Raw genomic sequence first — 26,124 nt, 5'->3', positions numbered from 1 at the left:
GGAAATGTCGGACAGGCCCAGCAGCATGACCTCCCGCCAGGAGAAGTGGTTCGCCTCGATCCTGGAGAGCATGGAGCGCGAGACCGGCAAGACGCTGGACGAATGGGTCGTCATCGCCCGGACCTGCCCCGAGACCAGGCCCGCCGCCCGCAAGGCCTGGTTCAAGGCGGTCCACGGCATCGGCACGAACCGCGCCAGCGTCATCCTCGGCAAGGCCTTCCCCGAGACCGCCCACTGGGCCGAGCCCGACAACCTGCGCGGCGCGCTGTGGGCCGACGCCGGGGCGCGGGCGGTGCTGGAGGCCATCGAGGCGGCCGTCGCCGACTTCCCGGGCCTCGTCTCGGCGCAGCGCAAGGGCTTCACCGCCTTCTCGAAGGCATTCCAGTTCGCGTCGGCCCGGCCGGCCAGGGGCGGCGTGCGCCTGGGCCTCGCCGTCGAGCCCGACGCCGATCCTCGGCTGGGGCCGCCGAAGAACGAAGGCTGGAGCGAGCGGCTGACGTCCGTCCTGGTCCTCACCGCCCCGGCCGGGGTCGATTCCGGCGTGAAGGCGTTGCTCAGGCAGGCCTTCGAACGCTCCTGAGGCACAGCTTCCGAGCGAAATCCACGGCAGGAGAAGCCAAGGCGCGTGCGAATGAACGGCGGCAGGCGTTTTTCCAGGCCCTGGATTCTCCAGTTGGTTGAACAGAGTTCGCGGACTGCGTCCTCCCATCCTAGGGTAGCGCTCGATGGTGAGTGGGGGCTCTCTATCGCAACTCAGGATGGGGCATACCTCGTGCGCACACTCAAGATTCTGACCGCCGCCGCTGCGGCCTTCGCCCTGGCCGGCGCCGCGACATCGGCCTTCGCCGATCCGGTGACCGAGTCGCAATGGGCCGCGACCGGCGACAACGGCGGCCTCGGCGGCACGTTCGCCTACCTCAACTCGAACGGCCAGGACCCGTTCGAGAACGGCGGCGCCTGGGATACCCAGTTCTCGTACGGCAACGTCGTGTTCAACGCGACCTTCGGCGAGACGTCGTACACCAACTACGACTCGTGGAACGGCAGCGACTACATCTACAGCTTCGGCGATCCCGACACGACGAGCTACGGCCAGACCTTCTTCGCACCGGGCGGAGCGCTGACCTCGTTCAACTTCCTGATCTACAACTACTCGTCGGGCGGCGGCGGCGGTTGCGGCGAGGTCTGCGCGGCGTCCGCGGGCCCGGTGGACGCCAACTTCGTGATCGCGGCCTTCGACGGCTCGCGCCCGGTGGGCCCGGTGCTCTACACCACCAGCACCGTCATCCCGGTCGGCGACACCTTTGCCTGGACGAACATCGGCGACTTCAACGTCCAGCTTCAGCAAGGCCAGCAGTACATCGCCTTCCTGACCACGGCGAACATCGACAGCACCGGCGGCGTGCCGGAACCGGCGACCTGGGCGCTGATGATCGGCGGCTTCGGCCTCGCCGGCGCCGGCCTGCGCCGTCGCCGCGCCGCGGCGGCCTGATCCAAGTCACAGTCTCAGTAAGCGTAAGCGTAACCGAAGGCCGCCCTCCCCGGGGCGGCCTTCGTCGTTTCAGACGCCGTCCCTGAACGGAGAGTAGGCCTCTTCCAGCCACTCCATCTCCTGGTCCACCGCCTGCCGCTCCTGGGCCAGGAACCGTTCGACAGGCCCGCGCAGCGCCGGGTCGGCGATCCAGTGGGCGGAATAGACCGGCTTCGGCAGGTAGCCGCGGGCGATCTTGTGCTGCCCCTGCGCGCCGGCCTCAACGCGCGGCAGGCCCCGGCCGATCGCCCATTCGATGGCCTGGTAGTAGCAGAGCTCGAAGTGGAGGAAGGGCACGTCCTCCACGCAGCCCCAGTGCCGCCCGTAGAGGCAGTCGCCGCCGATCAGGTTCAGCGCCCCGGCGATCCAGCGTCCTCCACGCCTCGCCATCACCAGCAGCACCCGGTCGGCCATCCGCTCGCCCAGCATCGAGAAGAAGGCGCGCGTCAGGTAGGGCCGCCCCCACTTGCGCGAGCCGGTGTCCATGTAGAAGCGGAAGAAGGCGTCCCAGTGATCCTCGGTGAGGTCCGCGCCGGTCAGGCAGCAGATCTCGGCGCCGGCCTGCGCCTCGCGCCGCTCGCGACGGATCGTCTTGCGCCGGCCGGACGACAGCGCCCCCAGGAAGTCCTCGAAGTCGCGGTAGCCGTGGTTCTGCCAGTGGTACTGCTGCCCCTCGCGCCGCCCCAGCCCCTGCCCGCCCAGCCACCGCCACTCGGCCTCGGTGACGAAGTTGAGGTTGAGCCCCGAGGCGCCGAACCGCTCGCAGAGCTGCAACCCGCCGCCCACCAGCATGCCCCACGCCTCTTCCGGGTCCACGTCGGGCCGGCACAGGAGCCGCGCGCCGGTGGCCGGCGTGAACGGCGCGGCCGACAGCAGCTTCGGATAGTAGCGCCCGCCCGCCCGCTCGTAGGCGTCGGCCCAGGCGTGGTCGAAGATGTATTCCCCCTGGCTGTGGCTCTTGAGGTAGAGCGGCATCACCGCGGCCACGCGGCCGCTCCCGTCCTCGACCGAGAGGTGCTGCGGCCCCCAGCCCGTGCGCTCGACGGCGCAGCCCGCCTCCTCCAGGGCGTCCAGGAAGTCGAAGCGGATGAAGGGGTTCTGCCCGTAGGCCGGATTGTCGGCGCAGGCGTCCCAGCCCTCGCGGCCGATCTCGGCGATGCGGCGGGCCACGCTGACCGCCGGCTTCAGCTTCACGCCGGAAAGCCTTCGAAGATGAGGTTGTCGCAGCCGTCCCTGATCGCGTCCCACTGCGCCGGCTCGCGCACCGTCCAGGCGACGACGGGCATCCCCTTCTCGCGATAGGCCGCGCCCTTCGCGCTCGGCAGCATGTCGAGACCCAGCGCCAGGAAGTGCGGCCGCGCGATCGCCACGTGCTCCAGGTCGGCGAAGGACCTGCGCTGCGCCTCGTTCATGTGGGGCGCCCTGTCCCACGAGTAGCTGTCGAGGCCGCGCAGCACGCCGGGATAGCGGTCGGCGAACCAGGCGTGGCTGTAGGGATTGAAGCCGATCACGCAGAGCGGGCCGTTGTGGTCGGCGATCACCTCGTGCGTCCGCTGCTCCAGCGGGCCGACCTCGCCGAAGGGCGTCTTCAGCTCGACGTGGATCATCGCGCGATGCCCGACGACGGCCAGGGTCTCCAGCAGCGTGGGAATCTTCTCGTCCGTGCCTTTCAGGCGCATCCCGGCCAGGTCGGCGGCGGTGAAGTCGCGCACCCGGCCCTCGACGCCGCACATCCGCATCAGCTTGTCGTCGTGGAAGACCATCGCCTCGCCATCGGCCGACAACTGGACGTCCAGCTCGATGCCGTAGCCGGCGGCGCACGCGGCCTGGAACGCGCCCAGCGAATTCTCCGGCGGGCCGTCCGGACTCCAAAGGCCGCGATGCGCGATGGGCGGATGGAACAGAAGCTCCCAGGCCTGGCCGAAGCCCTCCTTGCCGGGCGCGGCCTTCACCGGACCTGCACCACCGCGTCGACCTCGACGGCGAAGTTCAGCGGCAGGCGATAGACGCCCACGGCCGAGCGGGCGTGGCGCCCGGCGTCGCCGAACGCCTCGACCATCACGTCCGAGCAGCCGTTCACGACCTTGGGGATGTCGAAGAAGTTCGGCCCCGCCTGGACGAAGCCGCCCAGCTTCACCACGCGCACCACGCGCTCCAGGTCGCCCTCGCAGGCGGCCTTCATCTGGGCGAGCAGGTTGATCCCGCAGATGCGGGCGGCGCGCACGGCGGCGTCGAAGTCGACGTCCTCGCCCACCATGCCGCGGACCCCGCCGGACGCGTCGACCGAGACCTGGCCCGAGATGTGGACCAACTCGCCCACCCGCACGAAGGGCGCGTAGTTGGCGACGGGGGCGTTCGGCGTCGGCAGTTCGATGCCGGCGGCGGCGAGGCGTTCTTCGACCTTGGACATGGCGAACGCTTACCGCCACGCCGCGCAAAGAAAAAGGGCCGGTCCTCATCGGACCGGGCCCTTCCCTCCCCTTCATGGGGAGGGTGGCGAGCGAATGCGAGACGGGTGGGGAAGCGTGGACCGAACACCGACGCCGGCGTTCTGGCCCCACACTTCCCCACCCTGATTGCTTCGCAATCTGTCCCTCCCCATGAAGGGGAGGGAATGGCCTTAGCGGACGGCCTGGAACTTCTCGACGGTCGCGGTCACGCGCTCGTTGATCGGCTTCATCGATTCCTTCACCGAGGCCGACACGGTGTCCGACATCTTGGTGAACTCGGCCATGTAGGTCTCGAGCGCCGACTTGGCGTAGGCGGTCTGCAGCTCGACCACTTCCTGCACGCTCTTGGCGCCGGCGAGCGACTTGGCGGCCGACACCTGGGTGTCGAACACGGCCTTGGAGAAGGCCATCGCCTGGGCGCCCAGGGCTTCCGCGCCCTTGGCCGAAGCGGTCGCCGAGGCGACGACGGCTTCCAGGTTCTTCTTCGAATGGGCGTTCAGCTCGTTCATCGCGGCCAGGCCCTTCTCGATGCCTTCCTTGAAGGCGACGTTGGAGGCGGTGGTGAACTGCTCGACGGTATTCTTCGCGGCTTCGGCGGCGGCCATGGGCGGCTCCTGCTGGTTGGGGTGACAGAACGGGGACGGCGGGGCGGTCCGCCCCAAATCACGAACCCGGTTATTCCATGCTGCACTGCACAAGTCAACGCATTTTTGTGCAGTGCAACATGAGCGTCACAAACCCCGCTGAAGACGGCCTCTCCCGGCTGGAGAGGCAGGACGCCTGCGCAGCACGCCGCCTCCACTGCGGCAATTGCGCTCGTTCAATCCTTGTTTACCCTCATGAAAGGATGAGAGGGGCATGCTACGGACTCCCTCCGGTGGCATGTCGCCATCGCAACGCTTTGATTCGACGGACGAAGCATGATCCAGCACGCCCGCCGCCTGTTGCTTTCCTTCGGCCTGGCGTTCGCCATGGCCATCGGCGGGGCCGTCCCGGCCGCGATGGCGCAGGTCCCCTACCTCAGCCTCATCCCGCAGGACTCGTCCAAGTACGCGTCGATCGTCGTCGACGCGAAGACGGGCGAGGTGCTCTACGCCAAACGCGCGGACGCCCCGCGGTATCCCGCGTCGATCACCAAGGTGATGACGCTCTACCTCACCTTCGAGGCGCTCTCGGCGGGCCGGATCAGCCTGGACGACCGCGTCGTCTTCTCGCCCCACGCCGCGGCGCAAGCGCCGACCAAGCTGGGCATCCGCGCCGGCGATTCGATCTCGGTGCTCGAGGCCATCCAGGCGATGTGTACGCTCTCGGCCAACGACGCCTCGGTCGCCATGGCCGAGAAGCTGGGCGGCACCGAGCAGCGCTTCGCCGCGCTGATGACGCTGCGCGCCCAGGAACTGGGCATGACCAACACCAACTTCGCCAACGCCAACGGCCTGCCGAACACGCGCAACCTGTCGACGGCCCGCGACATCGCCATCCTGTCGCGCGCGGCCATGCGCGACTATCCGCAGTACTATCGCTTCTTCAGCCAGGTCTCGTTCGAGTTCCGCGGCCGCACGATCACCAACCACAACCATATGCTCAGCAACACGCCGGGCGTGGACGGGCTGAAGACCGGCTTCACCAACGCGTCCGGCTTCAACATCGCCATCTCGGGCGTGAAGGACGGCCGCCGCCTGATCGTGGTGGTCCTGGGCGGCCCGACCCGCATCACCCGCGACCGCGTCGCCGAAAGCCTGCTGCTCACCGGCTTCGACGTGATCCGCCGCCGCAACCTGGGCGAGGACATCAAGGTCGCGCAGAACTTCTTCGAGCCGCCGCAGCTCGCCGCCGCCACCGAGCCGCAGATGGCCCAGGGCGACACCGGCGACAGCCTGCCGGTCCGCCTCGCCTCCTCGCCGCCCCCGGCGCGCGCCTCGCAGATCCAGATCGTCGAGCCGAAGTCGGTGCCGAAGCTCTCCGGCAAGGGCAAGGCCCAGGCCGGCGGCCGCTGGACCGTGCAGGTCGGCTCGTTCAACAGCCGCGCGGACGCGCGCGAGCAGCTCTCGCTCATCGGCAAGCGCTTCGGCAAGCACGTGGACGACGCCCGCGCCGTCGCCGAGAAGGACGGCGGCAAGTATCGCGCCCGCTTCCAGGGCATGACCGAACAGGACGCCCGCGACGCCTGCAAGGCGCTGAAGGCCAAGAAGCAGCCCTGCGTGGTGATGGGTCCGGCACGGGGGTAGGGAACGGCCCTTCTTCCCGCGCGCAGCGTCCGGATGAAAGGCCGTGCGGACCTTCGAGCCGCGTTGGCGCGTCAGCGCCGTTTGATTGACCACCAAGACCACGAAGACCACCAAGGGTCCGGGAAGCCCGTTACGCTCAGCTCATCCGCGACGCCTTCGTGATCTTCGTGGTCTTGGTGGTGGGAGTAGAGCGCCTGCGGCGCATGCTGCGCCGACAGGTCGGCGCCGTTTGTCCGGCCTGCTCACGCAGCCCTCCGCTCAGGGTTTCAGCAGCCGGTCGCGCGCCGCGTTGAGCTGGGCCGCCAGGCCGGCCGTGCCGCCCTTGTCCGGATGCACCGCGCGCATCAGGCGCGTGTAGGCGGCCTGGATCTCCTCGCGCGACGCGCCCTCGCCCACGCCCAGGATGCGGCGCGCCTCCTCGGCGCTCATCCGGCTCTGCGGCGGCGGAGGCCTCGCGCCCCCCGCGTCGGTCTTCCGCGCGGAGGCGGCGAACCACAGGCCCGTGATCGCCAGCACGATCGTCGGCCCCCAGACGCCCCGCACGCCCGACCAGGCCGCCGCCGTGAACGCCACCAGCGCCGCGGCCGCCGAGACCACGCGCCACTCCCGGCGCCCCAGCACCGGGAACCGTCGGCCATTCAGCCAGAAGTAGCCCGCGAGCAGCGCGCTCCCGAGCAGGAGATAGAGCATCGGCCTATTCGGCCGCGATGCGTTCGGCGTCGTCCAGCCCCTGGAAGCCCAGGGCGACCATCAGCGCGCGCAGCTCCTGGCGGGCGGCCACGTGCTGCAGGCTCATGGCGACGGGCCGGATCGCCGGCGACAGGTCGGCCACCGTCAGGCCGAACGGGAACAGCTCACGGTAGATCACGCGGTCGCGCAGGCCCGGTCCGACGCGGAAGCCCACCTTCTTCGACAGCGCCTCGACGCGTTCGTCCAGGCGGCGGCGGTTGCGGGCCTCGGTGGGCGCCAGGCGGTTGCGCAGCACCACCCAGTCGATCTGCTTGCGCTCGGCGGTCGCGCGCTGCTTGCGGCAACCCCAGACCGTCTCGGCGTAGAGCGAGTGCCGCTTCAGGTCGAGCGTCACCGGGTCGACGACGCCCAGCATGTCGAAGTCGACGAAGCTGTCGTTCATGGGCGTCACGATCAGGTCGGCGCGCGCGTGGGCCGCGCGGCTGATCGCCGTGTCGCTCCCGGGCGTGTCGATCAGCACGAAGTCGGCCGCCTCGCTCACCTCGGCGAACGCCGCCTCGAAGCGGGCGAGCTGCTCGGCCTCGGCCGCCTTGGCCAGCGCGTCGCCGGCCGAGCTGATGGCGTGCTCGATCGGCATCGGCGCCTCGGCCGCGTTCGCGGCCAGCCACGCGGCCCGGTTCGCGAAGAAGTGACCGAGGGTCTGCTGGCGCAGGTCCAGGTCGAGCACCGCGACCTTCGCCTTCCCGTGCAGCAGGGCGGTGACGATGTGGATGGCGATGGTGGACTTGCCCGCCCCGCCCTTTTCGTTGCCGACCACGATGACGCTGGCCTGGCCCATGGCTCTCTAGCTCCCCCAGGAGCGGCTCGCCGCCCCAATCGGTAGACACGCCGGTCTGGGAGGACCGACTCAACCGACCTTTAACAGAGCGTGTACGCCCGCGCAGCGTCAACGTGACCGCTCGGCGCGGCCTGTGGATGGACTTGGCGGCGCGCCGACGCCATATCCGCGCCATGGCCCTCCCCCTCGTCCGCACCGTCGCCGACCTCCGCGCGCGGGTGCGCGCCTGGCGGGCCGAGGGCCTGGGCGTCGGGTTCGTCCCCACCATGGGCGCGCTGCACGAGGGGCACCTCTCGCTGGTCCGGCTGGCGCGGACGAAGGCCGACCGCGTGGTCACGAGCCTCTTCGTGAACCCCACCCAGTTCGGCCCCAGCGAGGACTTCGACGCCTACCCGCGCGACGAGGCCCGCGACGCCGGGTTGCTGGAAGGCGCGGGCTGCCACCTCCTCTACGCGCCGGCCGTGGCCGAGATGTACCCCGAGGGCGCGTCCACCATCGTCACCGTCTGCGGCGTCGCCGAGCCCCTGGAGGGCGCGGCGCGGCCGGGCCATTTCGCAGGCGTCGCCACCGTGGTCACGAAGCTGCTGAACCAGTGCGGCCCCGACGTGGCGGTGTTCGGCCAGAAGGACTTCCAGCAGCTCGCGGTGATCCGCCGCCTCGTCGCCGACCTGGACATCCCCGTGGAGATCGTCGGCGCGCCGACGATGCGGGCCGACGACGGCCTGGCCCTGTCCTCCCGCAACGCCTACCTGACGGCCGAGGAACGCCAGCAGGCGCCGGCCCTGCACCAGGTGCTGCAGACGCTGCTCCGGAACCTGCGCGACGGCGAGTCCGTGGCGGCCGTGGAGCGCGTCGCCCTCGACGCCCTGGCCCGCGCCGGTTTCCAGCGGATCGACTATGTCGAGGTCCGCCACCCGGCCACGCTGGAGCGCCTCGGCCCCGGCCCCACCGACGGCCCCGTCCGCGTCCTCGCCGCCGCCCGCCTCGGCAAGACCCGCCTCATCGACAACGTCGGGGATTAGGTGCAAGCCACATTCAGGTCGGCCAGGGCTGCCTTCTAGACTATTGAAATCATGAGCCCTCCTCCTCGACGGAGGAGGGTTGGGTGGTGGTGTGGCCCTTGAGTTTGAGGCCCGGCCGTGTTTGGCTCAGCCCCTCAAGCGGGGGCGTCTCGAGCGCCGTGCGCACACCACCATCCCCGACCCTTCCTCCGTCGAGGAGGAAGGGAGACCTGGGTCATATCCATCTCCGCGGAGTGAGCTTCGCCCCAGCGTGCAGCCTCACCACGCCCCCGCGTCGCGCAGTTGCCGGGCCAGCGCTTCCGGGACGTCGCCGAAGGCCGCCTCGTCCAGGTCCGGCGGCGCATCCCTGGCGTCGAGGTAGCGCCAGCCCTGGAAGGCGCGCCGCGGCGTCGGCGCCACGCGCACGACCTGCTCGTCCAGGGTCACGTGGCAGCGGGCGGCGGCGCCCTCGCCCACCGTGTCGACGGCCAGGATCTTCTGGCGGCAGAGGATCACCCCCTTGAACACGCGATAGACCGAGCCCCCGTCCACCATCTCCGGCGCGCGCTTCGGCGTCATGCGGGTGCGCAGGATCCAGGGCTCGCCGGTCACGGCGTTGCGGGCGCGCCAGTCGAGCAGGTCCTCGATGGTGGCGGCGCCCACCACCAGCTTGATCATGTGCAGGGCCATCGGCCCCGGATTAGGGCCGCTTCAGCGCCTTGGAAAGTGCGTCATTGAGCCCACGGCGGCTTCTGCCTGGACAGGAAGGCGCGGACGCCCGCCTGTCCCTCCTCGCCCACCCGCGCGGCGGCGATCCGGTGCGCCGTCAGCTCCATCAGCCCGCGGTCGATGGGCCGGCCCGCCACCTCGTCAACCAGCCGCTTCGACGCCTCGACGGCGCCCGGCGCGCAGGCCAGGACCTCGCGGAAGATGCGGTGCGATACGGCCGCCAGCCCGGCCGCGTCGGCGACCACCTCGTCCACAAGCCCGATCCTCTCGGCGTAGGCGGCGTCGAACACCCGGGCGCTGGCGAACAGCGCCCGCGCATGCCGCGGCCCGATCGCCTGGACCACATAGGGGCTTATGGTGGCCGCGATCAGGCCCAGGCGCGCCTCCGAGAAGCTGAAGCGCGCGCCCTCGGTCGCCACCGCCATGTCGCAGCAGGCCGCCAGGCCGACGCCGCCGCCATAGGCCCCGCCCTCGACCAGGGCGACGGTCAGGGCCGGCAGGTCGTAGAGCGCCTTCAGCATCTTCGCCAGGTTCATGGCGTCGGCGCGATTGTCGGCCTCGCTGCGCTCCACGGCGGCCCGCATCCACTCGAGGTCGGCCCCGGCCGAGAACGTCCCGCCCGCGCCGCGCACGAACACCACCCGCACGCCCTCGGCGCCCTTCAGCGTCTCGAACGCCTCCTCCAGCGCCGAGATCAGGTCGTCGTCGAAGGCGTTCTTCCGCGCCGGCCGGTTCATCGTCACCGTCACCGCGCCCGCCTGGGTCGCGTGGATATGCACCAGGTCGGAGGTCGCGCTGACGTCCGGGAATTCCACCAGCGGGTGGGCGAGCTCGTTGGTCATCGGGCCTCCTGTGCATGACGACAACGCACAGGCGTAGCTCTGGGCGCCGAGCGGCGCTACCCTCCGCGCCGTGGCGAGCCTGCCTGAAATCGAGGCCGATTCGGCCCTGGCCCGGCTGTTCCGGCAGCCGAACGCACGGGCCGAGACCATCTGGTTCTCCGTGCCCGGCGGCTCGAAGCTGTTCGGCCAGGGCGACGCTTCCGACGCCCTCTACGTCGTGCGCACCGGCCGCCTGGGCGCGTTCCGCCGCGAGGAGGGCCAGGAGGCGCAGTTCCTGGGCGTGATCCGCCCCGGCGAGCCGGCCGGCGAGATGGCCCTGATCGCCGGCATCCCGCACTCGGCCGACGTCTATGCGCTGCGCGACTCCGAGATCTTCGCGATCCCGAAAAAGGCCTTCTTCGACGCCTGCGACGCCGACGCCGACGTGATGATCGAGCTCGCCAAGCTGATGATCCTGCGCAGCCGCCAGACCGCGCGGCGCGGGCCGGTGGGTGACCCCTCGGTGTTCGGCTTCGTTCCCGTCGGAAGGCCCGGCCCGATCCGGCCCATCGTCGAGCGGCTGGAGCGCGAGATCGCCGCCCTCGGCTACGAGGTCACCACGGTGGGCGCCGAAGCGGCCTCGGCGCCCACCGAGTGGTTCTCCGAGGTCGAGCGCATCCACGACTTCGTCCTCTACGTGGCCGAGCGCGACGAGACCGCGTGGGCGTCGTTCGTGCCGCGCCAGGTGGACCGCCTGTTCCGCGTCGGCCGCGGCGACCGGCCCGCCGAGGCGTCGGGCGCTCCACCCGGCGCGGCGACGCTGCAGGAGCAGGGCCTCGTCGACCTGATCCTCGTCCAGCCCGGCGACGCGGTCCGGCCGCAGGGGGCCGAGGCCTGGCTGGACGGCACGGGCGCGGCGCGGGTCTTCCACGTCCGCCGCGGCCACGAACCGGACTTCGAGCGGCTGGCCCGCGTGCTCACCGGGCAGGCGGTCGGCCTGGTGCTCTCGGGCGGCGGCGCGCGGGCCTACGCCCACGTCGGCGCGATCCGGGCGCTGCGCGAGCGCGGCGTGCCCATCGACTTCGTCGGCGGCTCGTCCATGGGGGCGGTGGTGGGCGCCGGCCTCGCCATGGGCTGGGACCAGGAGGAGATGGACCGCCGCCTGAAGGAGGCCTTCGTCACCACGAGCCCGCTGGACGACATCGCGCTGCCCCTGCTGGCCATGACCCACGGGGTGAAGGTGAGCGAGCGGCTGGCGCACCACTTCGGCGAGACGCAGATCGCCGACCTCTGGCTGCCGTTCTTCTGCCTGTCGTCCAACCTGACCACCGGCGCCTACCAGCTCCACAAGCGCGGCCTGCTGCGCCATGCGCTCAGGGCCACCATCTCCCTGCCCGGCGTGCTCCCGCCCGCCACCGACGGCCAGAACGTGCTGGTCGACGGCGCCGTGATGAAGAACTTCCCCGCCGACGTCATGCGCGCCGCCATGACCGGCCCCATCGTCGGCGTCGACGTCACCACCGCGCGCAGCATCACGGCCAACGACGTCGCCCGGCCCTCCTCCGTCTGGCGCTGGATCCGCTCGGGGCAGTGGCGCCTCGGCCCCCCGATCGTGTCGCTGCTGATGCGCACCGCCACCGTCTCCACCGGCCGCGACCTCGCCGCGGCCCGCGAGGCCACCGACGTCCTGGTCCAGCCCGACGTCTCGGGCATCGAAATCCGCGACTGGGAGGCCTACGACGAGGCCGTCGAGGCGGGCTATCGCGCGACGCTCGCAGCCCTCGACAAGCTGACCAGGCCGCTCCCCGAACTGCGCCGCCGCGCCTCGCTGCGTGAACAGCAGGCGGCCGGCGCCCACACCGCCCCTTTCATGGCCTCCGCGCACGCCGCGGCGGAATGAGCCTTGCGGAGGCGCGCGACGCGCCCCCATATTCAGAGGGTGTTCAACAACTGAAAGGAGGTGACCCAGTGTCTCATAGTGAAAGCCGCACTGCGGTGACCGTGACCTGGACCTCCGTCTACGGGGTTCGCGCCTAGCCACTAGGCAGGGTCGCGCGCCGCTCAGCGGTCCGACTATGGAAAGGCCGCCCCAGCCATGGGGCGGCCTTTCGCTATTTCAGCGCCTCGCGGCCCGCCCTGGCCCGCCTGCGCGGGCGGGGTCGGAGAGCGCGATGCAGGCGGGCGGCGGCAGGACCACCACCGACTCCTGCCTGAACCTGGCGCGGTAGGCGGCGCGGACGGCTTCCACCCGGCCCATCGGATCGCCCGCGGCCGGCAGCACGATCGTCAGCACCTTGGCCGCGTCGCGGATCATCTGGTTCTCGTCGCCCTTCCACTGGCCGCCGCCGTCCACGACGGTGACGCCGTCCGGGAACCGCGGCGTGACCTCCTGGTCGACGAACCTGCGGATGTCGGCGTCGTTCAGCCTGGCGGGCGCCTTGGCCGCCAGGAACACCTGGGCGGTCCGCAGTTCGGCCTGCCCGGCCGGGCACGGCGACTTGGGCGGGGCCGTCCGGCAGCCCGCGAGCAGGACGCCCGCCAGCAGGACGATGGCCCCCGCCCGGATCACCCGCCCACGAGCTCGCGTCCGATCAGGAACCTGCGGATCTCGTTGGTGCCGGCGCCGATGTCGTAGAGCTTGGCGTCGCGCAGCAGGCGCTCCACCGGGTACTCCTTGGTGTACCCCGCCCCGCCCAGCGCCTGGATCGCCTCCAGGCTGACCCTCACGGCGTTCTCGCTCGCCATCAGGATCGCCCCGGCCGCGTCGAACCGCGTCGTCAGGCCCGCGTCGCAGGCCTTGGCCACCGCATACACGTAGGCGCGCGCCGAGTTCAGCGCCACGTACATGTCGGCGACCTTGCCCTGCATGAGCTGGAAGCTGCCGATCGGCCTGCCGAACTGCTTCCGCTCGCGGACGTAGGGCAGGACCACGTCCAGGCAGGCCTGCATGATGCCCAGCGGCCCGCCCGACAGCACCGCGCGCTCGTAGTCCAGGCCGCTCATCAGCACGCCCGCGCCGCCGCCGACCGGGCCCATGACGTTCTCTTCCGGCACCTCGCAGTCCTCGAACACCAGTTCGCCGGTGTCGGACCCGCGCATGCCCATCTTGTCCAGCTTCTGGCTGACGCTGAAGCCCTTGAAGCCCTTCTCGATGATGAAGGCCGTGATGCCGCGCGAGGCCCCGTCCGGGTCGGTCTTGGCGTAGACCACCAGGGTGTCGGCGTGCGGCGCGTTGGTGATCCAGAACTTCGTGCCGTTCAGGACGTAGCGGTCGCCCTTCTTCTCGGCGCGCAGGCGCATGGAGACCACGTCCGAGCCCGCGCCGGCCTCGCTCATGGCCAGCGAGCCCACGTGCTCGCCGCTGATCAGCTTCGGCAGGTAGCGGGCCTTCTGCTCGGGCGTGCCCCAGCGGCGCAACTGGTTCACGCAGAGGTTCGAGTGCGCGCCGTAGCTGAGGCCGATCGAGGCCGAGGCGCGGCTGACCTCCTCCACCGCCACGACATGCTCGAGGTAGCCCAGGCCCAGGCCGCCGAACGCCTCCTCCACCGTGATCCCGTGCAGGCCCAGCTCGCCCATCTGCGGCCAGAGCGCGCGCGGGAAGGTGTTGGTGGCGTCGATCTCCGCGGCGAGCGGCGCGATCCTGTCGGCGGCGAAGCGCTGGGTGGTGTCGCGGATCATGTCCGCGCTCTCGCCGAGGCCGAATTCGAGGCTGGGTCCGTGGTTCGGGATCATGTTGCGCGGGTTAGCACAGCCACGCGACGCGCACAGCCTCAGTCCCGTTCCGCCTCGCGGCCCATGCGCTGCAGCAGGCGGTAGACCGCCACGGCCACGAAGCCGACGCCGGCCAGGCCCGCGCTCCAGGCCACCATGAACGGGGTGATCACCGCGCCCGTCGGGGCTGGCCGCGCCGAAAGCCCCCAGAAGACGCCGAAGCCGAAGAAGGCCAGGCCCAGCAGCGAGAGCAGCAGGTCCCAGGCCACCGACTGTTCCCTGGGCCTGGGCTCGGGCCGCAGGCGGGCGGGGATGAACTCATAGGGTTCAGGCTCGGCCGGAGCTTCCGGCGTCGCGTCCGGCTCGGGCGCGCTCGGGGCCAGCGGGATGGCCAGTTCGGCGTCCACGACGGGCGGCTCGGGCTCGGGCCCTTCCACACGCTCGGTGATCGGCGGCGCGAAGTCGGCCTGCGGGCGCACGGCGTGCGTTTCACCCGCCCGCGGGGCGTCGTCGAGGTCGAGGAGCGCCGGCTCCTCCCCGGTGTCCGGGAAGATGGCCTCGAGGCGGCTGGCGATCTGCTCGGCCGCGGCGGTCAGCGCCGGCGCCGCCAGGTCCGGGGTCGGCTCGGGCGGCGCGTCCTCGTCCGGCAGGTCGTCGCGGCGCGCGGTGACCTTCGGGCCCTCGAACGACGCCTCCACCTCCACCGGCCGGCGCAGCGGCACCAGGTCGAGCGCGTCCAGGTCGATCACCGGCCGCAGCAGCGGCGACGGCGCGGGCGTCCACGCGTCGTTCGGCGGCGTCAGGAACAGAGCCTTCTCGACCGAGCGGCGGCGGACCAGGGCGTCCACCACGATCCGCTCGCCCTCGAAGTAGGCCTTGCGCCACAGCTCCATCGCGCAGGCAGCCTGCACGGGGGCGCCGGCGTTCAGGCGCTTGAGCACCTGCGAACGGCGGAAGTTGTCGATCCCGACGTTGAAGGCGAAGCTGCTGAGCGCGTCGAACTGGTTCTGCGTGACCGGGGCCAGCAGGCCTTCGTTCACCGCATGCTGGACGGCGATCAGGTCGTAGACCAGCAGCGCCTCGGCGTCGGGCTCGGAGACCTCGGCGCCCTCGCGCGCGGTCAGCGTGTGGCCATAGCCGATCGTCCAGCGCCCGTCGGGCAACTGGGCGGCAGTCCGGCGATAGCCCTCGAACCGCTTGATCAGTTCGATGGCCGCCCGGGAGACGCGGTGGCGCGAGAGCACGAGCTCTATCCGTCCCAAATCGGCACAGGCGACAGGCGCCCGTCCAGCCGGGCGCAAGCCTGACGCCAGTTACAGCAGGATGAGGCTCGCGAGTCCCAGAAAAGACAGGAATCCCATGAGGTCCGTGACGAAAGTTACGAACACCGAGGAGCTGACGGCAGGGTCGCGCCCGAACCGATCGAGCGTCAGCGGCGCCAGGACCCCGGCCAGGGCGGCGATGAAGACGTTGACGACCAGCGCCAGGGCGATGGTCACGCACAGCCTGAGGTCATGGAAGAAGAACCACGTCGCGAGCGCCATGATCAGGCCGACCACGGCGCCGTTGGCCACGCCCACCACGACCTCGCGGCTGACGATGCGCAGCGAGTTGGCGGCGGTCAGCTCGCGGGCGGCCAGCGCGCGCACCGCGACCGCCAGCGCCTGGGTCCCCGCGTTGCCGCCCACCGAGGCCACGATCGGCATCAGGATGGCCAGCGTCACCAGCTTGGCGATCTCGTCCTGGAAGACGTTGATGGCCTGCACCGCCACCGCCTCGGTCGCCAGGTTCAGCACCAGCCACGGCAGGCGCGAGCGTACGATGTCGCCGACGCCGGCGTCGCGGCCCGCGTCGCTCACGCCGGCCAGGGCGAGGATGTCCTCCTCGCTCTCCTCCTGGATGACGCTGACGATGTCGTCGACAGTGATCTGGCCGACCAGCCGCCCGTCGTTGTCGACCACCGGCGCCGAGATCAGGTGGTACTTGTCGAAGATGTAGGCGACCTCTTCCTGGTCGAGGGTCGCGTCGATCTCGTTCACCGGCTCCATGATCTGGGCCAGCGGCGTCTGGCGGCCGACGCGCAGCAGGTGGCTCACCGGCACGGCGCCCACGGGCTTGTAGGCCGGGTCGACCACATAGATGTCGAAGAACAGCTCGGGCAGGTCCTCGGCTTCCCGGCGGAAGTGGTCGATGGCCTGGCCCACGGTCCAGAACTGCGGCGCGGCCACCACCTCTCGCTGCATCAGCCGGCCGGCGGTCTCGTCCTCGTAGGCGAGCGTGGTCTCGATGGCCGCCCGCTCCACCTCGGGGATGGCGGCCATGACCTCGGCGCGCTTGTCGGCCTCCAGGTCGTCGACGACATCGGCGGCGTCGTCCGACTCCATCTCGCCGATGGCCTTGGCCAGCGTCGCGGACGGGACGTGCTCCAGCACCTCCTCGCGGATCTCGGTGTCCAGTTCGCTGAGGATCTCGGCCAGGGTCTCGGGGTCGAGGTGCGGGATCAGGTCCTCGCGGTCGCCGGCCGAGAGGAAGCCCATCAGGTCGGCCACGTCGGCGGGATGCAGCGCGCCCAGCAGCTCGCGCAACCGGTCGGCGTCGCCGCGCTCCAGCGCATCGGCCACGTCGCTCACGAAGTCCGGGTTGAGGGCGTAGTCGTCTTCGAGGGCCAGGTCTTCGAGGTCTTCGTCCGGCTCCGCGACGTCGGCGAGGTCGTCCGTTTCGCGGCTCATGCGGACCTCCCTCGACTTATGTGCTGACGGCTCTGCTCGTGTCCTACCTAAGGCCCTGATTCACGAATCCTGCGAAGCCCGTCAGGGCGAAGCAGGATGGTGCGGTCGAGAAGACTCGAACTTCCACGGGTTGCCCCACAGCGACCTCAACGCTGCGCGTCTACCAATTCCGCCACGACCGCTCGTGGTGAGGCGCGGCAGGTAGCAAACACCGGCCCCATACTCAAGTGGCTGAGCGCCTTGGCGGCCCTGCGACACGACGCGCTCCGCATCCTCCCGCTGTCATCCCGGTTTGGGCGCAGCCCAAGACCGGGACCCAACCATCAGGTGTGTGGATGGTTGGGGGGCAGCCCCGACGATCGGGGCCATGCTGGCCGGCTCAGAGCACCGGAAGGTTGGGTCCCGGTCTTGGGCTGCGCCCAAACCGGGATGACAATCGTGGGAATGATGACCATCGTGGGAATGTCGAGGGTCGCGCGCAGGGTACGCGCGGACCGAAGGCCTAGCTGCCGCCGGCCATGTAGTCGTAGACGTTGGCTTCGCGGGTGACGGCGATGGCGATGTGCTCGTCGTTGATCTGGATCTCGCCGCGGGCGACCGGGTGGTTGTTGGCCAGGATCCACACTTCGTCGTTCACGCTGGTGTCCAGCGGAATGACCGCGCCGCGGCCCATGCGCAGCAGTTGCGCCATGGGGAGCTGGGCGCGCCCGAGCACCACCTGGATTTCGACATTGACGGCCTTGACCTGGCTCACGAAGGAGAACCCCGACATACGCGTGAAGAACCGGGGGCTTTGCGCGACGCACGCCCGAGCCCCACATTTGGCCCCACATGCTTGACCGCACGTTAAATTCCGCCGGAGAGGCGCTGTTCGGTCGCACCGACGCCGCGCCGGTCGGCTGGGCCGTCTCGCAGACGCCCGTCCCCTACCCCGAAGCCGTCGAGGCCATGGAGGCCCGCGCCGCCGCCATCGCCGACGGGGCCGCGGGCGAACTCGTCTGGCTCCTGGAGCACCCGCCCCTCTACACCGCCGGCGTCTCGGCCAAGGCCGCCGACCTCATCGACCCCGGCCGCTTCCCGGTCTTCGAGAGCGGCCGTGGCGGCCAGTTCACCTACCACGGCCCCGGCCAGCGGGTGGCCTATGTGATGCTCGACCTCACGCGGCGCCGCCGCGACGTCCGCGCCTTCGTCGCCGCCCTGGAGGCCTGGGTGATCGGCGCGCTCGACGCCTTCAACGTCGCCGGCGAGGTCCGCGACGGCCGCGTGGGCGTCTGGGTCGAACGCAAGGCGCCCGGCGTCCCGCCCCGCGAGGACAAGATCGCCGCCATCGGCGTGAAGCTCCGCCGCTGGGTCTCGTTCCACGGCGTCTCGCTGAACGTCGAGCCCGACCTCGGCCACTTCGGCGGCATCGTCCCCTGCGGCGTCACCGACCACGGCGTCACCAGCCTCGTCGACCTGGGCCTGCCGGTCACCATGGCCGAAGCCGACGCCGCCCTGAAGGCCAGCTTCCAGGCCGTGTTCGGGCCGGTGGAGGACGCGTCGGCGCCTCTCTAGTTCTCACCCCCGCCCGGAATGTCATGGCCCGGCTTGTCCGGGCCACCCATTGGGCTGTGAGCCCGTGGCGATCAGCGGCGTCGACGCCGCGCCCGCCCTGCAACGCACAGCCCAATGGGTCCCCCGGACAAGCCGGAGGATGACGATTGGGAAGGTCAGTCCCGATGGGTCTCCAGTCCGGCGCCTACGCGAACTCGACCAGCACCTCGTCGGCGGCCACGCTGTCGCCGCCCTTGACGTTGACGGCCTTGATGGTGCCGTCGCGCTCGGCGCGCAGGATGTTCTGCATCTTCATGGCCTCCAGCACGGCCACGATCTCGCCGGTCTTCACCTCCTGGCCCTGGGCCACGTCGATGGAGACGACCAGCCCCGGCATCGGCGACAGCACCATCTTGGAGGTGTCGGCGGCCCGCTTGGGCGGCAGCTTCTCGTGCAGTTCGGCCGAGCGCGGCGAGAGCACCAGGACGTTCAGCGTCGTCGCCCGGTGGCGGATGACGAAGCCCTCGGCCGCCGGCTTCACCGTGACCGTGACGTCGCGGCCCGCGAAGCGCGCCCGGAACTGCGGCTGGCCCGGCCTCCAGCTCACCCGCTCCAGCTTCAGGTCCCGCCCGCCGTTCCGGACCAACACCCCATCCGGAGTGAGCAAGGCCCTGACCTGCCGCCGGTGCAGGCCCGCCACCACGACCCAGTCCTCACGCGGCTCGCCACGCCCTGCGCGCGAGGCCTGAAGCAGTTGCATGTAGACGGCGACGGCCTCGATCAGGTCGCGCTGGAAGTCGGTGGGCGGCAGGCCCTGGAAGCCCTCCGGGAACTCGTCCTTGATGTAGTTGGTCGAGAGCTTGCCGGACCGGAACCGCTTCTGGTCCATCACCGCGGCCAGGAACGGGATGTTCTGGCCGAGGCCCTCGATGTGGAAGTCCTCCAGCGCGCGGCCCATGGCGTCGATCGCCACGTTCCGCGTCTTCCCCCAGGTCGACAGCTTCGAGATCATCGGGTCGTAGAACATCGAGATCTCGTCGCCTTCGCGCACGCCCGCGTCGTTGCGCACGACGGTCCCGGCGGCCCCCTCGCCCTCCGCGGGCGGCGAATAGCGCACCAGCCGGCCGATCGAGGGCAGGAAGCCGCGGTACGGGTCTTCCGCGTAGATCCGGCTCTCCATGGCCCAGCCGTTGATCTTCAGGTCCTTCTGGGCGAACGGCAGCTTCTCGCCATAGGCCGAGCGGATCATCTGCTCGACCAGGTCGACCCCGGTGATCAGCTCCGTCACCGGATGCTCCACCTGCAGGCGGGTGTTCATCTCCAGGAAGAAGAAGCTGCGGTCCTGCCCGGCCACGAACTCCACCGTGCCGGCGCTGTCGTAGTTGACCGCCTTGGCCAGCGCGACGGCCTGCTCGCCCATCGCCCGGCGGGTCTTCTCGTCCAGCAGCGGGCTCGGCGCTTCCTCCACGACCTTCTGGTTCCGCCGCTGGATCGAGCACTCGCGCTCGAACAGGTGGACCACGTTGCCGTGCTTGTCGCCCAGCACCTGGATCTCGACGTGGCGCGGGCTCTCGATGAACTTCTCGATGAAGATGCGGTCGTCGCCGAAGCTGGCCTTCGCCTCGGCGCGCACGGCCGGGAAGCCCTCCTCGACGTCCTTGCGGCTCCAGGCGACGCGGATGCCCTTCCCGCCCCCGCCGGCCGAGGCCTTGATCATCACCGGATAGCCGATCTCCTCGGCGATCTGGATGGCGTGCTTGGTGTCGCTGATCTCGCCGACGTGGCCCGGTACGGTCGAGACGCCCGCCTTGGCGGCGAACTTCTTCGACTCGATCTTGTCGCCCATGGCCTCGATGGCCTTGGGGTTCGGGCCGATGAAGACGATGCCCTCGGCCGCCAGCCGCCGCGCGAAGCTCGCATTCTCACTGAGGAAGCCGAAGCCCGGGTGGACGGCCTGCGCGCCGGTCTGGCGCACGGCGTCCACGATCTTGTCGGCGACGAGATAGCTCTCGGCCGCCGGGGCCCCGCCGATGAACACGGCCTCGTCGGCCATCTCCACCGCCATCGAGTCGGCGTCGGCCTCGGAATGGACGACCACCGTCTTGATGCCCATGCGGCGGCAGGTCTTGATGATCCGGACGGCGATCTCGCCCCGGTTCGCGATCAGGATCTTCGAAAACATTCCGGCCCTTGAATGACTTCCACCTGGAGGGGCGCGACCTTAGATTGGCGTACATGAGCACGCCAGACGTCTCCCCTTCGGGGTTCTCTCTCTCGCCGCCTGACCCTGAGGAACGCAAGCGCCTGGAGGCGTCGCTGTCCCGCGAAGAGGCCGAGGTCCTGCTGCACCACGGCACCGAGGCGCCGTTCTGCGGCGGCCTGCTCGATCAGAAGGACGACGGCGTCTACTGCTGCCGCCTCTGCGGGCTGCCGCTGTTCCAGCACAGGACGAAGTTCGAGAGCGGCACCGGCTGGCCCTCGTTCTGGGCGCCGATCGACGAGGCCCACGTCAGAGGCGTGCGCGATGCGTCCTGGGGCATGGTCCGCATCGAGACCCGCTGCGCCCGCTGCGATTCGCACCAGGGCCATGTCTTCCCCGACGGCCCGCCGCCCACCCGCCTGCGCTACTGCATCAACTCGGTCAGCCTCGAGTTCGTGCCGGACGGCGAACCCCTGCGCGACCCGCTGGACCGCGGCGACAACGCGCACGTGCAGCCGGCGTAGAAGTCTCCTCTCCCCCGCGCGCCGCAGGCGCGACGAGAGGGAGAGGGCTAGGGAGAGGGCGGTGCGGGCGAAAGGGCTTCGTCGATGGTCCATCAAGGCCCCTCGCAGGTCTTCGGTTCACCGCTGACGTCACCCAGCCGCCCTCTCCCTGCCCTCTCCCTCTCTGTTCGCTACGCTCGCAGGGGGAGAGGAGATGGGCCGCCGAGAGACGGTCGCTAGCCCACGCCGCCGGGGCATTGAACTTCTTCACACAACCACGGCACGCTCAGGCCATGGACGAACCACCGCGCCACGCCCTCTGGAGGTCCGGCCTCTGGGCCTTCCTGGCCGCCGTCGCCATGCTGGGCTGGGTGGCCTGGCGGAACCTGGAGGAGGATACCGGGACCGGCGCCTATTCCACCCTGGACGGCGTCGTCTCCGAGGCCGAGCGCGCCGCCGCCGGCCGCCTGCTCACCGACGCCTATGCGGTGCTGCGCTCGCCGGCGTTCGGCGAGGCGATGCGTGGGTTCGAGCGCGCCTATCCGACCGTCTACGCCCGCGACGCGGCGCAGGACCTCTCGCCCGCCCGCATCGCCGACATCGTCGATCTGAAGCCCTTCGGCTCGCGCTATGCGCCGGCCCAGGTGGACATCGTCGACGAGAGCCCGGCCCTGCTGGCCGCCGCCGGCGAAGGCGGCGTCTCCGGCCGCTACTCCGGGATGGAGGTCAGCCGCCCGGTGCTGGCTGCCTATGCCTCCGGCAACGTCGTGCGCCGCTCCTGCGCGATCAACGTCGCGGCGCACGAGTATGCCCACACCATCTCGCTGACGCCGGTCGGCTTCCATATCGCCTTCACCGACACCAACGCCGAACGGCGCTCGATCGCCAACCGCGTGAACCCCGACAGCCCCGTGGCCAGCTACCTCATCGGCGCGACGGCCCAGTGCGTCTGGCTTTCGAAGCAGGGCCGCATCGGGCGGGAGGAGATCCCGGCCTGCGTCCAGGTCTTCGGCGTCCGCGCCTTCAACTGGGACCGCTGCGGCCAGTTCGCCCCCGGCGAGGCCGTGGCGCCGAAGCCCGGCCTCGCCAGGGAAGCGCCTCCGCTCTGAAGGACCGCGTCTAGAGCGGGTTGCCATCTGATAGAATCAGATGGCAACCCGCTCTAGGTTTTTGTTTTGGCGCGCGTTTATTCCGAAAACCGGTTCCCACTTTTCGGAACGCGCTTTAGCTGTCCTTGCGGGTCGAGGAGGTCTTGCCGTCGGTGACATCCTTCACCTCGGGATTGTCGCCGCGCATGCGGGCCTCGTTCACGCTGTCGCCATAGCCGCGGCCGGCGCTCGTGAAGACGTTGCCGCTCTCGATGCGCAGGTTGTTCTGCACGTGCTTCACGCCGGAGAGGTCCTCGACCACGCGCTCGGCCCGGTGCTTGGCCTCGCGGCTCTCGACCGTGCCCGACAGCGTCACCTCGCCGCCCGACACCGAGACGTTGATGGCCGACGCGTCGATCCAGCTATCGTCGGTCAGGCGCTGGTGGACCTCTTCGCTGATCCGCTCGTCCGAGCGCTGATAGCCCTTCGGCCCCAGCCCGCGCGCGCCGCGATAGGCGTCGTCGTAGCCGCGGCCTTCATCGCGGCCAAGGTCGTTGAACCACGACCTCACCTTCTCGCCGGTGCGCCGGAAGAAGTCGCCGGCCTCGCGGGCCCGGTCCTCGAACTCCTCGCGGCCACGCTCGTAGTCGTAGCCGCCGCGGCCCATTTCGCGCCGCCAGCGCTGGTCGGCCTCACGCGCGCCGAACCGCTGGCCTTCGTCGTAGCCGCGCGGCACGGCGCCGTACTCGTGACCGCCCATGCCGTAGTTCTCGCGGTAGATCGAGGCGCGGCCGTCGTCGCCGTAGTAGCGGCCGCCGCGCCCGTAGTCCTGGCGCGTGTCGTCCTGGCGGCCGAACGGATTGGCGCGATAGCCGGTGTCGTACCCGCCGCGCCGCATCGCCGGCGAGACGCCTTTGTAGTCGCGGTCCTGCCAGTCGCCGCCGCGGCCGCGGCGCCCGTCGCTGCGATAGCCGCCACGGTCGGCGCGGCGGTGGCCCGGGTCGTCCTGCGGCCGGTTGTAGGCAGCGCCGCTCTCACGCTCGCCGAACACGCGGTCCTCGCCGCCGAACGAACGGTCCTCGTCGCCCGGCCAGCGCCGCGGCGCCTCGTCGCCGCGCCAGTCACGCCCGGACCGGTACCCGCGGTCCCGCCACTCGTCGCTCCACCGACCGGTCATCGTCGTTCTCCTTGCTCTTATCGGTTCACGGGCAGCGCCCGCGTTACCCGGCAGAACAAGCGGTGGAGAGCGTGGTTCCGAGGAACAGGCGGCGTGTGGCTGTCGCCACCGCTCCCCCAATGAACGTCATCCCCGGCCTTGTGCCGGGGATCCATGGTTCAGCTTTCCGGACGCTTTGCGGCGGACCGCCCCAGCGGTCCGCACCTCGTCCATGAGACGCCGACAGATGGATCCCCGGCACAAGGCCGGGGATGACGTTCAGGAGTGAAGGGAGAGGAGCGCTCTACAGCGGAATGTTGTCGTGCTTCTTCCAGGGGTTGGTCAGCGTCTTCCCCTTCAGGTTCTTCAGCGCGTTGGCGATCCGCCGCCGCGTCGAGTGGGGCATGATCACATCGTCGATGTAGCCGCGCGAGGCGGCGACGAACGGGTTGGCGAAGCGGGCCTTGTACTCGGCCTCGCGGGCCGCGATCGCGTCCGGGTCGCCGATCTCGGAGCGGAAGATGATCTCCACGGCGCCCTTGCTGCCCATCACCGCGATCTCGGCCGACGGCCAGGCGTAGTTGATATCGCCGCGGATGTGCTTGGAGCTCATCACGTCGTAGGCGCCGCCGTAGGCCTTGCGCGTGATGATGGTGATCTTCGGGACCGTGGCCTCGGCGAAGGCGAACAGCAGCTTCGCGCCGTGGCGGATCAGGCCGCCCTGCTCCTGCTTCGTCCCCGGCATGAAGCCCGGCACGTCCACGAAGGTGATGATCGGGATCTCGAAGCAGTCGCAGAAGCGCACGAACCGCGCGCCCTTCCGCGACGAGTCGATGTCGAGCACGCCGGCCAGCGTCTGCGGCTGGTTCGCCACGATGCCCACCGGCTGGCCGTCGATGCGCGCGAAGCCCACCACGATGTTCTTGGCGAAGTCCGGGCTGATCTCGAAGAAGTCGGCCTCGTCCACGACCTTCAGGATCAGTTCCTTCATGTCGTAGGGCTTGTTGGGGTTCGCCGGCACCAGCGTGTCCAGCGACGCCTCCTGGCGCTCGCGGTCGTCGAAGCTCTCGCGCACCGGCGGCTTCTCGCGGTTCGACAGCGGCAGGAAGTCGATCAGGCGGCGCACCTGGGTCAGCGCCTCCAGGTCGTTCTCGAACGCCCCGTCCGCCACGCCCGACTTCAGCGCATGCACGCGATAGCCGCCCAGGTCCTCGTGGCTGACGTCCTCGTGGGTGACCGTCTTCACCACGTCGGGGCCGGTCACGTACATGTAGGAGGTGTCCTTCACCATGAAGATGAAGTCGGTGATCGCCGGCGAATAGACGTCGCCGCCGGCGCACGGGCCCATGATCACGCTGATCTGCGGGATGACGCCGCTGGCCAGGGTGTTCTCCAGGAAGATGTCGGCATAGCCGCCCAGCGCCGCCACGCCCTCCTGGATCCGCGCCCCGCCCGCGTCGAACAGGCCGATGACGGGGGCGCCGACCTTCATCGCCTGGCGCTGCACCTTCAGGATCTTCTCGGCGTGGGCGCTGGAAAGAGATCCGCCGAAGACCGTGAAATCCTTGGAGAAGACGAAGACGACCCGGCCGTTGATCCGGCCCCAGCCGGTGACCACGCCGTCGCCGGGCACCCGCTGCTTGTCCATGCCGAACTCGGCCACGCGGTGCTCGACGAACATGTCGAACTCCTCGAACGAGCCCTCGTCCAGCAGCAGGTCGATCCGCTCGCGCGCCGTCAGCTTGCCCTTGGCGTGCTGGTTGGCGATCCGCTTCTCGCCGCCGCCCAGGCGGGCTTCGGCGCGGCGCTTCTCGAGCTCTTCCAGGATGTGCTTCACGGGCGCGGTCCTACTTCGCAGAAAGCGCAGGCGTAGTCGGGGCCGATGAGCTAGGCAAGTTCACGCCGCGTGATCCGGGAGAGGCAAGGCATGCTGATCGTGACCGGTTCGGTGACCGCCCGGCCCGACACCTTCGAGGCCCTGCGCGAGGCGGCGCTGGCCCACACCCGCCGCTCGCGCGCCGAGCCCGGCTGCCTGAAGCACAGCGTCCACGTCGACTGCGAAGACCCGCTGACGCTGTTCTTCTACGAGGAGTGGGAGGACCGCGCCGCGCTGGACGCCCACTTCGCCGTGCCGGAGTCGCTGGAGTACATGAAGATCGCCCGCGAACTCGCCGCCTCGGGCAGCAAGATCAGGATCCTGCCGATCGTCCCGCGGGACTGAGCGGCGACCCTTCCAAGGCCCGGAACCACGGCTCCGGCATCGCGGCCCCGCCTCGACTTGCGCCGCGTCCCGCGGCCCCTTGACGCCATCATCGTGGCGGCGAACCCTCGCGCGCGGCGCACATGAGGAGGCCAAGGGGTCCAGGCCGATGGCGGGCAGTCGCAATGGCACATCGCCCTCCGCCATATCGGCGTCGTCGCTGGACGCGAGGTTCCGGCGTCCGCTCATGAGCTATTTCCTGCGCCGGGTGGGCGACCATGCGGAAGCCGAGGACCTCACTCAGCGCGTGTTCATGCGCATGATGAGTATCGGCGATCTTCGCGAGATCGAGCACGTCGAAGGCTATGTCTTCACGGTCGCCGCAAACCTGCTGAAGGACCGTGGACGCGTGGCTGCGCGGGGCGCGCGGGCTCGCACACCGGTCCCGAACCTCGACCTGGCGCATGAAGTCATGTCCGAGTTGGTGGAGGATCGCACTCCGGAGCGAGTCCTGCTCGGACGAGAGACACTCTCGGAGGTGCTGAAGTCGCTCGATGAGCTGGGAGAAAAGACCCGGGACATCTTCATCCTGTTCCGGCTCGAGAACATGAAGCAGCGCGAGATCGCCGAGTTCTATGGCATTGGCCAGAGCACGGTGGAAAAGCACGTGCTGAAGGCCACGCTTTTCCTCGCGCGGAAGTACGGATCGGACTGAG

The 26,124-nt window shown here is 70.2% G+C and carries 26 protein-coding genes and 1 tRNA gene; 10 read left to right on the top strand and 17 right to left on the bottom strand.

Going from position 1 to position 26,124, the window contains the following annotated elements:
• The first annotated feature begins 25 nt into the window (after window positions 1-25).
• Window positions 26-580: a DUF4287 domain-containing protein gene (locus tag KF737_RS05985; protein WP_296451501.1), complete on the top strand. Its 555-nt coding sequence runs from the start codon at window positions 26-28 to the stop codon at window positions 578-580.
• A 192-nt stretch (window positions 581-772) separates the two neighbouring features.
• Window positions 773-1,492: a PEPxxWA-CTERM sorting domain-containing protein gene (locus KF737_RS05980; RefSeq protein WP_296451498.1), complete on the top strand. Its 720-nt coding sequence runs from the start codon at window positions 773-775 to the stop codon at window positions 1,490-1,492.
• Between the two features lie 69 nt (window positions 1,493-1,561).
• On the opposite strand, the gene KF737_RS05975 is transcribed toward KF737_RS05980, so the two are convergent.
• From KF737_RS05975 to KF737_RS05960, 4 genes are all read right to left on the bottom strand, one after another.
• Entirely contained in the window at window positions 1,562-2,725 is a 1,164-nt protein-coding gene (locus KF737_RS05975) for a GNAT family N-acetyltransferase (RefSeq protein ID WP_296451495.1), read from the bottom strand.
• Window positions 2,722-3,483 carry a glycerophosphodiester phosphodiesterase gene (locus KF737_RS05970; RefSeq protein WP_296451492.1) on the bottom strand — a complete coding sequence of 254 codons (762 nt, stop codon included), beginning with the start codon at window positions 3,481-3,483 and terminating at the stop codon, window positions 2,722-2,724. The genes KF737_RS05975 and KF737_RS05970 overlap by 4 nt, the downstream gene beginning before the upstream one ends.
• Window positions 3,480-3,941, bottom strand: coding sequence for a RidA family protein (locus KF737_RS05965; protein ID WP_296451489.1), 462 nt, complete (start codon window positions 3,939-3,941; stop codon window positions 3,480-3,482). Before KF737_RS05965 ends, KF737_RS05970 begins: the two co-directional genes overlap by 4 nt.
• A gap of 210 nt (window positions 3,942-4,151) precedes the next feature.
• Complete coding sequence (locus KF737_RS05960; protein ID WP_296451486.1) at window positions 4,152-4,586, bottom strand: phasin family protein; 435 nt, start codon at window positions 4,584-4,586, stop codon at window positions 4,152-4,154.
• A gap of 315 nt (window positions 4,587-4,901) precedes the next feature.
• Between KF737_RS05960 and KF737_RS05955 the strand changes: the two genes are divergently transcribed.
• Window positions 4,902-6,209, top strand: coding sequence for a D-alanyl-D-alanine carboxypeptidase (locus KF737_RS05955; protein WP_296451483.1), 1,308 nt, complete (start codon window positions 4,902-4,904; stop codon window positions 6,207-6,209).
• 258 nt (window positions 6,210-6,467) lie between these two features.
• Here KF737_RS05955 and KF737_RS05950 read toward each other — a convergent pair whose 3' ends face one another.
• Both KF737_RS05950 and KF737_RS05945 read right to left on the bottom strand, forming a co-directional pair.
• Complete coding sequence (locus KF737_RS05950) at window positions 6,468-6,899, bottom strand: DnaJ domain-containing protein (RefSeq protein WP_296451480.1); 432 nt, start codon at window positions 6,897-6,899, stop codon at window positions 6,468-6,470.
• A gap of 4 nt (window positions 6,900-6,903) precedes the next feature.
• Window positions 6,904-7,737 carry a division plane positioning ATPase MipZ gene (locus KF737_RS05945; protein ID WP_296451477.1) on the bottom strand — a complete coding sequence of 278 codons (834 nt, stop codon included), beginning with the start codon at window positions 7,735-7,737 and terminating at the stop codon, window positions 6,904-6,906.
• A gap of 173 nt (window positions 7,738-7,910) precedes the next feature.
• Between KF737_RS05945 and panC the strand changes: the two genes are divergently transcribed.
• Window positions 7,911-8,759 (top strand): pantoate--beta-alanine ligase, encoded by an 849-nt coding sequence (gene panC / locus KF737_RS05940; RefSeq protein ID WP_296451474.1) that lies wholly within the window; start codon window positions 7,911-7,913, stop codon window positions 8,757-8,759.
• A 258-nt stretch (window positions 8,760-9,017) separates the two neighbouring features.
• Here the strand turns inward: panC and KF737_RS05935 are convergent, their stop codons facing one another.
• The gene (locus tag KF737_RS05935) at window positions 9,018-9,428 is read right to left on the bottom strand and encodes a DUF1489 domain-containing protein (protein WP_296451470.1); all 411 of its coding nucleotides are present in this window, start codon (window positions 9,426-9,428) and stop codon (window positions 9,018-9,020) included.
• A gap of 41 nt (window positions 9,429-9,469) precedes the next feature.
• Window positions 9,470-10,309 (bottom strand): enoyl-CoA hydratase-related protein, encoded by an 840-nt coding sequence (locus KF737_RS05930; protein WP_296451468.1) that lies wholly within the window; start codon window positions 10,307-10,309, stop codon window positions 9,470-9,472.
• A 70-nt stretch (window positions 10,310-10,379) separates the two neighbouring features.
• On the opposite strand from KF737_RS05930, the gene KF737_RS05925 reads away from it, so the two are divergent.
• Window positions 10,380-12,188 carry a patatin-like phospholipase family protein gene (locus KF737_RS05925; RefSeq protein WP_296451465.1) on the top strand — a complete coding sequence of 603 codons (1,809 nt, stop codon included), beginning with the start codon at window positions 10,380-10,382 and terminating at the stop codon, window positions 12,186-12,188.
• A 216-nt stretch (window positions 12,189-12,404) separates the two neighbouring features.
• Here KF737_RS05925 and KF737_RS05920 read toward each other — a convergent pair whose 3' ends face one another.
• The 6 genes from KF737_RS05920 to KF737_RS05895 all read right to left on the bottom strand — a co-directional run bounded on the left by KF737_RS05920 (window position 12,405) and on the right by KF737_RS05895 (window position 17,500).
• Complete coding sequence (locus KF737_RS05920) at window positions 12,405-12,857, bottom strand: DUF3574 domain-containing protein (RefSeq protein ID WP_296451459.1); 453 nt, start codon at window positions 12,855-12,857, stop codon at window positions 12,405-12,407.
• Window positions 12,854-14,020, bottom strand: a complete 1,167-nt coding sequence (locus KF737_RS05915; RefSeq protein WP_296451456.1) for an isovaleryl-CoA dehydrogenase — start codon at window positions 14,018-14,020, stop codon at window positions 12,854-12,856. The genes KF737_RS05920 and KF737_RS05915 overlap by 4 nt, the downstream gene beginning before the upstream one ends.
• A gap of 38 nt (window positions 14,021-14,058) precedes the next feature.
• Window positions 14,059-15,243, bottom strand: a complete 1,185-nt coding sequence (locus tag KF737_RS05910) for a lysozyme (RefSeq protein ID WP_296451453.1) — start codon at window positions 15,241-15,243, stop codon at window positions 14,059-14,061.
• A gap of 69 nt (window positions 15,244-15,312) precedes the next feature.
• Entirely contained in the window at window positions 15,313-16,728 is a 1,416-nt protein-coding gene (mgtE, locus tag KF737_RS05905; RefSeq protein ID WP_296451450.1) for a magnesium transporter, read from the bottom strand.
• A 97-nt stretch (window positions 16,729-16,825) separates the two neighbouring features.
• Window positions 16,826-16,910, bottom strand: a tRNA-Leu gene (locus KF737_RS05900).
• 320 nt (window positions 16,911-17,230) lie between these two features.
• Window positions 17,231-17,500, bottom strand: a complete 270-nt coding sequence (locus KF737_RS05895) for a FliM/FliN family flagellar motor switch protein (RefSeq protein WP_296451448.1) — start codon at window positions 17,498-17,500, stop codon at window positions 17,231-17,233.
• A 59-nt stretch (window positions 17,501-17,559) separates the two neighbouring features.
• Between KF737_RS05895 and lipB the strand changes: the two genes are divergently transcribed.
• Window positions 17,560-18,282: a lipoyl(octanoyl) transferase LipB gene (gene lipB, locus KF737_RS05890; RefSeq protein WP_296451445.1), complete on the top strand. Its 723-nt coding sequence runs from the start codon at window positions 17,560-17,562 to the stop codon at window positions 18,280-18,282.
• A 184-nt stretch (window positions 18,283-18,466) separates the two neighbouring features.
• On the opposite strand, the gene KF737_RS05885 is transcribed toward lipB, so the two are convergent.
• On the bottom strand, window positions 18,467-20,443 hold the full coding sequence (locus KF737_RS05885) for an acetyl/propionyl/methylcrotonyl-CoA carboxylase subunit alpha (protein ID WP_296451440.1): 1,977 nt from the start codon (window positions 20,441-20,443) through the stop codon (window positions 18,467-18,469).
• A gap of 53 nt (window positions 20,444-20,496) precedes the next feature.
• Between KF737_RS05885 and msrB the strand changes: the two genes are divergently transcribed.
• Together msrB and KF737_RS05875 are read left to right on the top strand one after the other, a co-directional pair.
• Complete coding sequence (gene msrB / locus KF737_RS05880) at window positions 20,497-20,985, top strand: peptide-methionine (R)-S-oxide reductase MsrB (protein WP_296451437.1); 489 nt, start codon at window positions 20,497-20,499, stop codon at window positions 20,983-20,985.
• Between the two features lie 272 nt (window positions 20,986-21,257).
• On the top strand, window positions 21,258-22,073 hold the full coding sequence (locus tag KF737_RS05875; protein WP_296451434.1) for a hypothetical protein: 816 nt from the start codon (window positions 21,258-21,260) through the stop codon (window positions 22,071-22,073).
• A 115-nt stretch (window positions 22,074-22,188) separates the two neighbouring features.
• On the opposite strand, the gene KF737_RS05870 is transcribed toward KF737_RS05875, so the two are convergent.
• Together KF737_RS05870 and KF737_RS05865 are read right to left on the bottom strand one after the other, a co-directional pair.
• Window positions 22,189-23,229 (bottom strand): BON domain-containing protein, encoded by a 1,041-nt coding sequence (locus tag KF737_RS05870; RefSeq protein WP_296451431.1) that lies wholly within the window; start codon window positions 23,227-23,229, stop codon window positions 22,189-22,191.
• 283 nt (window positions 23,230-23,512) lie between these two features.
• Complete coding sequence (locus tag KF737_RS05865; protein WP_296451428.1) at window positions 23,513-25,045, bottom strand: acyl-CoA carboxylase subunit beta; 1,533 nt, start codon at window positions 25,043-25,045, stop codon at window positions 23,513-23,515.
• A gap of 90 nt (window positions 25,046-25,135) precedes the next feature.
• Between KF737_RS05865 and KF737_RS05860 the strand changes: the two genes are divergently transcribed.
• Together KF737_RS05860 and KF737_RS05855 are read left to right on the top strand one after the other, a co-directional pair.
• A complete protein-coding gene (locus tag KF737_RS05860) occupies window positions 25,136-25,429 on the top strand; it encodes a putative quinol monooxygenase (RefSeq protein ID WP_296451423.1) in 294 nt (97 codons plus the stop codon).
• A gap of 148 nt (window positions 25,430-25,577) precedes the next feature.
• On the top strand, window positions 25,578-26,123 hold the full coding sequence (locus KF737_RS05855) for a sigma-70 family RNA polymerase sigma factor (protein WP_296451420.1): 546 nt from the start codon (window positions 25,578-25,580) through the stop codon (window positions 26,121-26,123).
• Window position 26,124 lies beyond the last annotated feature (1 nt).

Source organism: Phenylobacterium sp. (genome assembly GCF_019636135.1).
Classification (GTDB): Bacteria; Pseudomonadota; Alphaproteobacteria; order Caulobacterales; family Caulobacteraceae; genus Phenylobacterium.
The sequence above is the reverse complement of the archived record's forward strand: the minus strand, read 5'-3'. Positions and strand labels throughout refer to the sequence as shown.

Excerpts from the sequence above, each read along its gene's own strand:
- KF737_RS05985 (WP_296451501.1), top strand. The coding sequence starts at position 26 with ATGACCTCCCGCCAGGAGAAGTGGTTCGCCTCGATCCTGGAGAGCATG.
- KF737_RS05965 (WP_296451489.1), bottom strand. The coding sequence starts at position 3,941 with ATGTCCAAGGTCGAAGAACGCCTCGCCGCCGCCGGCATCGAACTGCCG.
- KF737_RS05960 (WP_296451486.1), bottom strand. The coding sequence starts at position 4,586 with ATGGCCGCCGCCGAAGCCGCGAAGAATACCGTCGAGCAGTTCACCACC.
- KF737_RS05955 (WP_296451483.1), top strand. The coding sequence starts at position 4,902 with ATGATCCAGCACGCCCGCCGCCTGTTGCTTTCCTTCGGCCTGGCGTTC.
- KF737_RS05950 (WP_296451480.1), bottom strand. The coding sequence starts at position 6,899 with ATGCTCTATCTCCTGCTCGGGAGCGCGCTGCTCGCGGGCTACTTCTGG.
- KF737_RS05945 (WP_296451477.1), bottom strand. The coding sequence starts at position 7,737 with ATGGGCCAGGCCAGCGTCATCGTGGTCGGCAACGAAAAGGGCGGGGCG.
- panC (WP_296451474.1), top strand. The coding sequence starts at position 7,911 with ATGGCCCTCCCCCTCGTCCGCACCGTCGCCGACCTCCGCGCGCGGGTG.
- KF737_RS05935 (WP_296451470.1), bottom strand. The coding sequence starts at position 9,428 with ATGGCCCTGCACATGATCAAGCTGGTGGTGGGCGCCGCCACCATCGAG.
- KF737_RS05930 (WP_296451468.1), bottom strand. The coding sequence starts at position 10,309 with ATGACCAACGAGCTCGCCCACCCGCTGGTGGAATTCCCGGACGTCAGC.
- KF737_RS05915 (WP_296451456.1), bottom strand. The coding sequence starts at position 14,020 with ATGATCCCGAACCACGGACCCAGCCTCGAATTCGGCCTCGGCGAGAGC.
- mgtE (WP_296451450.1), bottom strand. The coding sequence starts at position 16,728 with ATGAGCCGCGAAACGGACGACCTCGCCGACGTCGCGGAGCCGGACGAA.
- KF737_RS05895 (WP_296451448.1), bottom strand. The coding sequence starts at position 17,500 with ATGTCGGGGTTCTCCTTCGTGAGCCAGGTCAAGGCCGTCAATGTCGAA.
- lipB (WP_296451445.1), top strand. The coding sequence starts at position 17,560 with ATGCTTGACCGCACGTTAAATTCCGCCGGAGAGGCGCTGTTCGGTCGC.
- KF737_RS05885 (WP_296451440.1), bottom strand. The coding sequence starts at position 20,443 with ATGTTTTCGAAGATCCTGATCGCGAACCGGGGCGAGATCGCCGTCCGG.
- msrB (WP_296451437.1), top strand. The coding sequence starts at position 20,497 with ATGAGCACGCCAGACGTCTCCCCTTCGGGGTTCTCTCTCTCGCCGCCT.
- KF737_RS05875 (WP_296451434.1), top strand. The coding sequence starts at position 21,258 with ATGGACGAACCACCGCGCCACGCCCTCTGGAGGTCCGGCCTCTGGGCC.
- KF737_RS05870 (WP_296451431.1), bottom strand. The coding sequence starts at position 23,229 with ATGACCGGTCGGTGGAGCGACGAGTGGCGGGACCGCGGGTACCGGTCC.
- KF737_RS05860 (WP_296451423.1), top strand. The coding sequence starts at position 25,136 with ATGCTGATCGTGACCGGTTCGGTGACCGCCCGGCCCGACACCTTCGAG.
- KF737_RS05855 (WP_296451420.1), top strand. The coding sequence starts at position 25,578 with ATGGCGGGCAGTCGCAATGGCACATCGCCCTCCGCCATATCGGCGTCG.